Annotated in this window: 8 protein-coding genes; 3 read left to right on the plus strand and 5 right to left on the minus strand. The window is 36.0% G+C overall.

The genetic code is table 11. The features are described 5' to 3' along the window. Positions 1-904, minus strand: a 904-nt coding sequence (locus CL42_RS14805) for a BapA/Bap/LapF family prefix-like domain-containing protein (protein ID WP_035270277.1), incomplete at its 3' end; no start/stop codon positions are given. Between the two features lie 320 nt (positions 905-1,224). Between CL42_RS14805 and CL42_RS14810 the strand changes: the two genes are divergently transcribed. Continuing rightward, positions 1,225-2,295, plus strand: a complete 1,071-nt coding sequence (locus tag CL42_RS14810; protein ID WP_035270280.1) for a zinc-binding metallopeptidase family protein — start codon at positions 1,225-1,227, stop codon at positions 2,293-2,295. A gap of 76 nt (positions 2,296-2,371) precedes the next feature. Beyond that, positions 2,372-3,133, plus strand: a complete 762-nt coding sequence (locus tag CL42_RS14815) for a 3-oxoacyl-ACP reductase (RefSeq protein WP_035270283.1) — start codon at positions 2,372-2,374, stop codon at positions 3,131-3,133. Between the two features lie 90 nt (positions 3,134-3,223). Here the strand turns inward: CL42_RS14815 and CL42_RS14820 are convergent, their stop codons facing one another. The 4 genes from CL42_RS14820 to CL42_RS14835 all read right to left on the minus strand — a co-directional run bounded on the left by CL42_RS14820 (position 3,224) and on the right by CL42_RS14835 (position 8,308). Continuing rightward, the gene (locus tag CL42_RS14820; protein WP_035270286.1) at positions 3,224-4,117 is read right to left on the minus strand and encodes a LysR family transcriptional regulator; all 894 of its coding nucleotides are present in this window, start codon (positions 4,115-4,117) and stop codon (positions 3,224-3,226) included. Positions 4,118-4,281: 164 nt separating this feature from the next. Continuing rightward, entirely contained in the window at positions 4,282-5,553 is a 1,272-nt protein-coding gene (locus CL42_RS14825) for a DcaP family trimeric outer membrane transporter (RefSeq protein ID WP_035270289.1), read from the minus strand. 83 nt (positions 5,554-5,636) lie between these two features. Then, positions 5,637-7,007 (minus strand): MFS transporter, encoded by a 1,371-nt coding sequence (locus tag CL42_RS14830; protein WP_035270292.1) that lies wholly within the window; start codon positions 7,005-7,007, stop codon positions 5,637-5,639. A 386-nt stretch (positions 7,008-7,393) separates the two neighbouring features. Beyond that, on the minus strand, positions 7,394-8,308 hold the full coding sequence (locus CL42_RS14835) for a LysR family transcriptional regulator (protein ID WP_035270297.1): 915 nt from the start codon (positions 8,306-8,308) through the stop codon (positions 7,394-7,396). 114 nt (positions 8,309-8,422) lie between these two features. Between CL42_RS14835 and CL42_RS14840 the strand changes: the two genes are divergently transcribed. Then, on the plus strand, positions 8,423-9,148 hold a 726-nt coding region (locus CL42_RS14840), incomplete at its 3' end, for a muconate/chloromuconate family cycloisomerase (protein ID WP_035270295.1).

Genomic DNA, 9,148 nt, shown 5'->3' on the forward strand with positions numbered 1-9,148 from the left:
AAAAATCTAAATTAGTAAGATTATCCACAGCATTATTTAGTTCATCACGAGCATTATTTACATCATCAATGCTTGGCTTGTCACCAATATTATTATTAAAGTCATCTACAAGCTTTTGAGCTTCTTCAATTTCTTTTTCTAATTCTGATCTAGTTTCATCAGTATATGGATCATTTGGATCTTCATTTTCCAACTTATCCTTTGCATTTTCCAAATCAGCTTCAAGATTATTAATTGCTTCTTCTAATTTAGCAGCATCTTTAGCTTCTTGATCTTTTAAAGCATCTTCAACAATAGAAATTAAATCATCAGCCGTCTGGTCAAGTAATTCTTGACTTGATTCTGGGTCTTTTAAAACAGCTTCTGCATCATTAATAGCATTTTCAACTCGCTGTTTTTCATCACCATCCAATTGATTTAATGAATTTTTAGCATCATTGATTGCATCAACTAATTTGCTGAGATCTTTGGAAGGTTGTTTTGTGTCACTTGATCCATTAGCAGCATCAAATACAGCAACGCCAACTCCAACTGCACCTAGTGCAAGTGCACCACCAGCTAACCAATTATTTAAGATTGTAGCGCCAGTTCCAGCACCACCTTCTAGTAACGCTTCTATGCTTTCTAAAGGGTTGTATTCTACATTTTTGAAATCAAGAACAAACATCTCACTATTTTGGTTACGGAAAACTAAATCAGATGTTTCATAATTGAAGTTTTCTAGGGTTATTGTTTCCCCATTATTAAGTTTAATAATGACCTGATTATCATTCACAATCAGCTCTTGAACATCTTCAGGAGCCACGTCGATCATTACAACTGAGTCTTCAACAATTTTAATTATATTGCTTTCTGAAGTGATCGTATTATTCAAGGTTTTTTTTGAGATAATCTGAGTTTGCATATACAAAATACCCATAGATTTAAAGAAATTTTACTTGATAGCATTAAACGATCATTTAGTTTTCTAATCAAGATTTTTTTAGATTAAAAATCATATATTTTAATATATTGTGATTTGCATCACACTATTTTTTAATAAAATTGATTTTATTTTATACAGTAACTAAATGATCTTAATTATACTGCTATTTACAAATTCAATACGTTGATCACTTATTGTTCATCATTTTTCTTGCTTTTAATTTTCATTATTTAATATCAGAAACACAAATTTTTTTTGAAAAAAGCAATGGTATAATCTCAAAAAAATGAATAATTTTTATGAAATATTTTTCTTGCGCGCAGTGCAATCGGCAAATCTTTTTTATGAATTCTACATGTACTCATTGTGGAATTAATTTAGGATATGTAGTAGAAGAAAGAGAAATGGGAAGTTTCCATAAACATACTAGTCAGTTGTGGAAATCTATTAACCCTAAATTCAAAAATAAACTCTATAAACCCTGTTTTAATTATTTGCATCATCATGTATGCAATTGGATGATTCCTGCAGAAAGTTCTGATATTTACTGTGACTCTTGCAAACTAACCTCTATTATTCCAAATTTAAATAATCCTGATCACACCATCTATTGGAGCAGATTAGAGCATGCGAAGCGTCGTTTCCTTTATATGATGCAACAACTAAATATCATGCCGAGACCAAAAAAAAATGATCAAGATCAATTTGGACTTAGATTTAATTTTTTGATGCCCGATCCAGATCTTTCTGTTTTAACTGGTCATGCTCAAGGTACAATTACATTAAATGCAAGCGAAGCAGACGTCGTATACCGCGAAACAACCCGAATAAAAATGGGTGAAAACTATCGAACCTTACTCGGTCATTTTCGCCACGAAAGCGGGCATTACTATTTCGATCTCATTCAACAGCTTCGACCAGATCTCATTGATGCTTTCAGAGTAACATTTGGAGATGAACGACAAGATTATGCTGCGGCTTTAAAGCGACATTATCACGAAGGTCCACCCATAGACTGGCAGAAAAAATTTATTAGTTCCTATGCAAGTGCTCACCCATGGGAAGATTGGGCAGAGACTTGGGCACATTATTTACATATGATGGATACCTTAGAAACAGCATATTATGCGGGTCTGAGTGTTCAATCTAAACGTGCTGATCTCCCAAGTATGACGATCGAAGAAAATCCGATTGGTGCTAAAAACATTGAAACTGTTTTACAAAACTGGTTAATCATCACTTTTAACTTAAATGCACTTAATCGCAGTATGGGTTTAGATGATGCATACCCATTTACGCTATCAGACAAAGTCTTAGACAAGCTCAGATTTATTCATCACAAACTATTAGAAATTTCATTTCAAAAATAAATATATGCTTTATCAAAGGTTGAAGTTACTTATTATTTAAATACAATCTTCACCAAGTCTTATTGGATGTATGTAAATGAAAATAAACGAACAGATTGTACTTGTTACAGGTGGAGCACGAGGCCTTGGATTGGCAATTACCAAGGCATTATTGCGCGAAGGTGCTCGTGTCGTCGTTAATTATCATAGTAGTCATGAGTCCGCTCAGACATTAAAACTTTCACATCCTGATCAAGTTTTTAGTTATCAAGCAGATATTACTGATGCAGAGCAAGTTTCAGAAATGATTAACGCTGCCAAACTGCATTTTGGTGAAGCTATACATGCAATTGTGAATAATGCACTCGTTAGATTTAAATTTAACGGGGATGCAAGACCAAATATTTCACAAATACAGTGGAATGATATGCACACTCAGTTTGAGGGTGCTGTTAAAGCTGCCCTTAATACTACTCAAGCCGCTTTAGCCGACATGAAAGCTAATCGATTCGGTCGAATTGTGAATATAGGAACAAACTTGGTGCAAAATCCTGTTGTGCCATATCATGACTATACTACTGCAAAATCTGCCCTTCTCGCATTGACGAGAACATGTGCTCATGAATTAGGTGAGTTTGGAATTAATGTCAATATGTTGTCTGGTGGATTACTTCAACAAACTGATGCAAGTAAAAGCACGCCACAGGAAGTTTTTGATTATATTGCTTCCGCTACCCCCTTGCGTAAAGTAGTCACTCCTGATGAGTTTGCTTCAGCCATTTTAATGTTTTTGTCACCGTACTCCAATGCTGTCACTGGTCAAAATTTAATAGTGGATGGCGGTTTAGTTAAAAATTAATAACGATGCTTAGAGCTTAGGCTATTTTTTATTTAAGGAATAGCCTACCTATATAACCCCAATCGCTTGCTCATAGAGTATTTATGGGTGTTATTTTACAAGGATTTCATGAAACATATGTCTAAGCCATTGATGGCTGGTCTTATGATGACAGGACATATGCCAGTATTGTTTAACACCATATGTCGGGAAAGCAATAGGTGCATCAAAGATTTTTAAATTGCCTCGTGATAATAAAACTTCACTTAGATAGTAAGGCACTGTAGCAATCGCATCAGTTTCTTGAACAACAAGACCAACACCAAGATAACTTGGTAATCGCATTAAAATATTTCTTTTAAGTTCAAGGTTTAACAGCTCATTTTCAATATGGTAATGCCCCATTCCCGCATCAATATCAATGTGTGATTCTGCCAAATACTGCTCTTTGCTGATTGAATCTCCCGTTAAACGAGGGTGATCTTTTGCTGCAATTACAACATAATATTGCTCGAATAGTTTTTGTTGATAAAAGCCATTTTCCAAATGAGGCAGAAATCCTAATGCAAGATCAATTTCACCATTTGCCATTTGATAACTTGTTTCAGAAGTTATTGGACGCACATTTAATCTGACATGAGATGCTTTTGCTTTTAGATATTGGGAAATCTTAGGCAGTAATACTAAATGCGAAACATCAGTCATCGCCAAGGTGAATTGTTGATCTGATATAGCTTCATCAAAATCGATCGTAAAATTATTAATCGCTTCAACTTTACTTAATGCTTCACTGACCAATGGGAATAATTGCTTTGATAATTCCGTCGGGATCATTTCATTCCCAATTCTTAAAAAAAGCGGATCGTTATAATGTTGTCGAATTTTATTAAGAATATTACTTACAGCAGGTTGACTCATCTGCAATTGTTCAGCAGCAATCGAGACACTTTTAAATTTGTAAACATGAAAAAAAATACTGAGTAATTTGCAATCTAATTCGTACACGAAACGCGCCTTCTCCTAGTAGATGAGAATGTAAAGTAAAACAAGATCTCATAGTACTTTTATATTTTTATTTTTTCTAGGATCTATTATGACATTCTCTAAAACCATCCCATAAAAAAAGAGCGAAAAATCGCTCTTTTTATCATCATTCAAGTTTGAATAATTTAGAAATTGTAAATTGCTACAGCACTTACACGATTATCCTCACCTGTGTTAGAACCATTTGGTGCAGATACTACAGCTTTACGCTCACCATACACATATTCCAATCCAAGGCTAATCGGTTTGATCGGACTATAGAATGCATTGACCCAACCTTGCCAAAGCTCCTTATTGATCTCTGTCAGATTTACTGCACCACCTCGATAAGCATTTGTTACATCTTGATTCATATAACCAAAACCAACAGTTCCACGCCATTGAGGATTAAATTGCTGCGTTAGACCTATGGTAATTGAGTCAAATTCATTCTCATCTAAAATTTCACCAGATGAGCTACGGCTGATACCAGGATTCGTCCATGAAACGAAACTGCTATCTCCTTTTACATGATAGTAGTCAGCTTTCAGTGTAGTTGAAGGAGCTAATTTATATTGCATACCAAGTCCTACGCCCCATGCAACGACTTCATCAACTTCTGTTTTCTTTTCATTGACCATAGTACGTAAACTGAGTTTAGCATCATCATTTAATTGATGATTCAATCGCGCTGTGACTGCAGGTGTACGCATTTTAGATAATCCATCTTTTGGATCTTCTGCTGCAAGGACCAAGCCTGTTGCAGGTGCTAAACTCATACTATAACGAACTTGAGGTGTACGTTTTACAGCACCACCCACATAACCTAAGGCATCAATCGTTTCAGGCATATAGTCTGGCACAGCAAAGTTAGACCAAGTTTGACCAATTAACCATTTATCGTAATTCATATAAGCATGACGTATACGAAGATTATCTAATCCAGCTCCACCCAAAAAGTCGACTTCAACTTTACCTGAAACTTTTTTATCATTAATTTGACTATGAATATCCAAACCTAAACGTGTTGCTGATAGAGTCGACTTAAGCTGATCACTCGCCTCATTATTACCGGTTAAAGGAACCTTATTAATATTATTATATAGGCGATCTAACCCACTACCTTCAGCTTGATATGAAGCATCTAGACGAACATTTCCATAAAAATTAAAAGTGGTATCTTTACCAACATTTAGTTTTGGTTGGGGTTTAACAGATTCAGTTTTTAATGTCTCAATCGATTTTGTCTGTACAACAGCATTCTTCTGTTGTTGTTCCATCATTGATTTAAGTACTTCAATTTCTTGACGTAGTTGCTCTATTTCAGACTGTTGTGGACTATTCGCGTATGCTGCAGTAGATGTTAAAACAGCTAATGAGATTAAACTTAAAGTAAAAGGTTTGTTTGAAAAGATCATCCTAATCTCTCTTATCCTATAAAATGGTTTAAAAGTCTAAGTAACAGCCACCTTCTGGCAGCTGTCTTATTTATAAAGAATTTTTACTGAGTTTGTTCTACGACTTTAGAAGAGTGTACAGATTCTTCCTGAGCAATTTTACCATCTACTGAATTTTTCAGATTCACCATGAAAATTGCTAAGGCTGCAATCACACCAGGAATTGCGATGACCAAGAAATTCATTTGGTGCGGAAGTTCCATGGTTAACAAAGCACCGGTGAGTACTGGACCTACGATTGCACCTATTCGACCAATACCAGATGCCCACCCCATACCAGTTGAACGAACTGTTGACGGATAATATTGTGCGACGAATGTATAAAGTAGAATTTGTGAGCCAATCGTTGCAGCGCCCGCGATTGCAATTAGCGTATACAACACGATTTGTGGACTATTAAAGCCGAGAAGGATAAGTGCAAGTGCACCGCACACGAACATAATTGTAAGTACTTTTTTGATGTGGAAACGATCTGCAAGATATCCACCACCAATTGCACCCACCATACCACCGATATTTAATGCAAATAGGAAGATCATACTTGCACCAAGCGAGTAACCCGCTTGAATCATAAGTTTTGGCAACCAGCTTCCTAAAGCATAAACCATAAGTAAACACATAAAGAATGCGATCCAAAACATGAATGTACTAAAGGTACGACCTTGCTGGAATAATGCTTTTAAAGGAGCTTCATCACCTGCTGTGACTTCATCTAATACAAATTGAGTGTCAGCAGTAATATTTTTTTCAGGTGCGATTTTCTTTACATTAATTCGCACTTGCTCGGTTTGGTTTTTGTTGGTCAGGTACATCAAAGATTCTGGTAGGAATTTCCAAATCAACGGCAATGCGATTAAAGGCAATGCAGCGATATAGAACATAATTTTCCAGCCATATTGTGGAACTAACCAAGCACCTAATAATGCTGACGTCATACCACCAATTGCATATCCACTGAACATAAGGGCAACTAAAGTACTTCTAATTCGCTTAGGTGCATATTCAGTCATTAAAGCAACAACGTTAGGCATCACACCGCCAATACCCAGACCAGCAAGAAAGCGTAAAATACCAAATTCAGTTGGATTTGATGCAAATGCCCCCAAAAATGTAAATCCACTGAAGATTGCCACACAAATCATAATGGTTTTTTTACGACCAAGCTTATCTGATAATGTACCAAATGACATAGCACCGAACATCATCCCGAATAAAGCTGTACTTGCTAACAATCCAGCTTGTACTGAAGTTAATGCCCATTCCTGCATTAATAAAGGTAATGCAACTCCGTAAATGACAAGATCATAACCATCAAAGATAATAATCAATAAGCACCAAAATAATACACCCCAATGAAATGGTGTGAACTTAGCATCATCAATCACACGATTGATATTTAATTTGTTTGCTTCCAAGGTTGCGCCTCCTGCAAATAAACTCTCCAAAAATATGACGCAACATTGACTTAAAGCTGAAAAAATGTCCAAAACCGAATATATCTATATATATACCTTCAAGGTCTGAATAATCTCGAGGGCTTATTTCTATTATGATTGAATAAAAATTAGACGAATAATTACTTAAAAAAAAAATTCTTTGAGAATTTCTAATTTGAATTTTTTATTGCAACCTAGTTTTTCTTTAAAGTTAAAATTATTTGTTTGAAATTTATCAAAAAAAATTAAGCCCCTTTTCGGGGCATAAGCTAAAGTCGTAGTTATTTTGAGTATTTAAGATTTTTGATTGCTATTTTTTATCCAATAGCTTTAGACCTAAGTCTAATTATTGTATTAGACCCTATCTAAATTAAATTTCTATCATACTTAATTGCTTCTAAATCATACACTTGGTAAATACAATCTATTAGAGACATGATATCCTCGCTCTCATCTAGATTACGTATCGTCATAAATACTGGACTTACTGCAGTTTCATCTAAAATTGGGATGTAAAGCAAATGGGATAGCTGAATTGATTTCGCACTTTCTGGGACAATACAAATACCTTCACCAGCTGCAACCAAACCAAGAGATAGCTGAATTTCTCGCACCAAACGTATATTTTTAGGTTCTAAATTATATTCTGCAAACAAGGCTTGGACTTGAGTTGCAAAGCTAGGGGTTGTATGGCTAGGGTATAAAAAAATATTTTCATCAGAAATATCAGATAGATAAACACCTTCTTTTTTTAAACTTAAAGGATGACTCGCATGCACTGCCATCATTAAGCGCTCTTCACGAAGCAAAATTCGCTTCAATGCTGGATCTGAAATTCTAAGCCGCCCAAATCCAACATCAATCTTCCCCTCTTTAAGTGCTTTAACTTGTTCTAACGTGGTCATTTCAACAAGTTCAATCTTTAAGTGGGGTTGCTGCTGCCTATATAAATATACAATTTTAGAAAGCAGCCCATAAAGCAGTGACCCGACAAACCCCATTGTTACTGTACGTTCAACTAGACCTATACGCTTTGTCATAGACTTAACTTCTTCAGCATTGGCAAGTAATTTCACTGCGTGCTGATAAAAGAAATAACCGGCTTGTGTTGTTTTTAATGGACGGCTACCTCGCTCAAATAAAGCAATGCCAAGCTCTGATTCCAAATTTTGAATTTGTCTACTTAATGGTGGCTGCGCAATAAATAACTTTTCGGCTGCTTTTGTAAAACTTTGTTCTTCTACCACTGCGACAAAATATCGTAGATGTCTAAGCTCCATGACTTCCATACCTTTAAAATATATTAAAATGCAAAAATGATCTTCGACTCTATTTTTGCATTCTTTTAAGGTATACCACATGAAATACACAATGCAAGAATGCGTAGAGTGGAAATGATTACATCAGTTGAAACCTTGCTCGTTGAAATCCCGACGATCCGCCCACACAAGATGGCGGTCGCAACGATGCAAACTCAAACCTTAGTCCTCATTAAAATCGAAACTTCGGATGGTTTCATTGGTTGGGGCGAAGCAACCACCATCGGTGGCTTAGGCTATGGTGAAGAAAGCCCTGAAAGTATCAAAACCAATATCGATACTTATTTTGCTCCACTACTCAAAACTTTTACTGATCTCAACGTTGCTCAAATTATGCAAGTGTTGAAGAAGAATATTAATGGCAACCGTTTTGCAAAATGTGCCATTCAAACTGCTTTACTCGATATTCAAGCTCAACGTTTAGGCTTGCCGCTGTCTGAAGTGCTAGGTGGCCGTCTGCGTGACAGCGTCCCTGTGCTTTGGGTGTTGGCTTCTGGTGATACGGATAAAGATATCGCTGAAGCGAAAAAGATGATCGAAGCTAAGCGTCATAACTTCTTTAAATTAAAAATTGGTTCTCGTGCTGTAGAAGCAGATGTTGAGCATGTTCTCACCATCAAAAAAGCGTTAGGTGCTGATATTTCTATCCGTGTCGATGTGAACCGTGCTTGGTCTGAGTTAGAAGCGATCAAAGGTATTCAGCTTCTGCAAGATGGTGGTGTGGATCTAATTGAACAGCCATGTGCGATTGACAATATTGATGCCATGGAGCGTTTAACTCGTCGTTTTGATATTGCCATT

This window comes from Acinetobacter sp. Ver3 (assembly GCF_000632455.1).
GTDB lineage: Bacteria > Pseudomonadota > Gammaproteobacteria > Pseudomonadales > Moraxellaceae > Acinetobacter.

What these genes read in the sequence shown, in the direction of transcription:
- CL42_RS14825 (WP_035270289.1), bottom strand. Translation starts at nt 5,553, where the DNA reads ATGATCTTTTCAAACAAACCTTTTACTTTAAGTTTAATCTCATTAGCT.
- CL42_RS14835 (WP_035270297.1), bottom strand. Translation starts at nt 8,308, where the DNA reads ATGGAGCTTAGACATCTACGATATTTTGTCGCAGTGGTAGAAGAACAA.
- CL42_RS14810 (WP_035270280.1), top strand. Translation starts at nt 1,225, where the DNA reads ATGAAATATTTTTCTTGCGCGCAGTGCAATCGGCAAATCTTTTTTATG.
- CL42_RS14815 (WP_035270283.1), top strand. Translation starts at nt 2,372, where the DNA reads ATGAAAATAAACGAACAGATTGTACTTGTTACAGGTGGAGCACGAGGC.